1 protein-coding gene is annotated in these 1,032 nt (G+C 58.1%); it reads right to left on the reverse strand.

The features are described 5' to 3' along the window. Positions 1 to 2: 2 nt before the first annotated feature. The gene (locus OKC28_RS22895) at positions 3 to 965 is read right to left on the reverse strand and encodes an IS1595 family transposase (protein WP_099993968.1); all 963 of its coding nucleotides are present in this window, start codon (positions 963 to 965) and stop codon (positions 3 to 5) included. Positions 966 to 1,032 lie beyond the last annotated feature (67 nt).

The raw sequence follows: 1,032 nt of genomic DNA on the forward strand, positions 1-1,032 counted from the left end.
GGCTATGTCCCAATTACGTGTTGCATGGGGTGCCCCAGCGCCTCATGCAAACACGCTTTGATATTCACACCCCTTCCGTAACGTTCCAGCATCCTGCGCCAACCCAGGTAATTCTTCAGGTAGTGGGTCGCCACGCCATGGAACCGCTCCATCCACTCTTTCAACCGATGGTGATATCCGTTTACATGCTGGATGTGATACGCACCAACCACCCGTTCGCCCCGACGATTGTGCACCACTTGATGGGTCACCCCCTGCGCTTGACTGAAACTGGCATACACGCCCGCACCATCGCTACAAAGCACCGCGTCAGGTGAAACCAAGGGCTTCAAGACCGCTATCACTGTTTCGGCATTCATCTTATCCAGCTGAAAATCCGCATGGTGGCCTGCCCGGTCTTGCACCACCATCACCGGAATGTAATCCGGCCCGGTTCCACGGGTTCGCCCTTTACCACCGCGATGCCGTGGCGGACGCGGCAGTCCCCGTTGCCCCTTGAACGATTCGAGGAAGAAGGTCTCATCAATCTCAACGATGCCCTCTTCCCGTGTGGCTTGATGGGTTGCCATCGCGCGCAAGAAGCGGTGACGCCAGAGGAAGGCGGTATTTTTGCTGACGCCGCAACGCAGCGCAGCCTGACGGACGGTCAGCCCTTCAATGAGGGCTTGCGCGTAGTCTTCCCAGCACTGTGCTTTGCGCAACCGGGCCAGGGGCGTCTTGGTGAGCACGGTGCTGGTGCGCAGACACAGTTTGCAACGGTAGCGGCGCAGTCCCCGACTCCATCCCCAAGGCGCCAGCTGAGTAGGTTCGGCCTGACAATGAGGGCAACCGCTGCATGCTGGTAACAGGGCATTGAGTGAGGTAATGGCGTGTGGCGCCGTGAGCTCCTGCTGGGCAACACGGCGCTGGCGCAGGGTAAACAGTGGAAAGAGGGATAACAGGTATTGAAAGGCTGGGGTATCCATGATGGTAGACCTCAAGGTGATGGCCTACTTCAAGCTTAGCCTTTCAACACACAATTGGGACAGAGCC

Origin of the sequence: Aeromonas sp. D3 (assembly GCF_027705025.1) — a bacterium.
Taxonomy (GTDB): domain Bacteria; phylum Pseudomonadota; class Gammaproteobacteria; order Enterobacterales; family Aeromonadaceae; genus Aeromonas; species Aeromonas salmonicida.

Coding starts and splice junctions, on each gene's coding strand:
- OKC28_RS22895 (WP_099993968.1), bottom strand. CDS start 965: ATGGATACCCCAGCCTTTCAATACCTGTTATCCCTCTTTCCACTGTTT.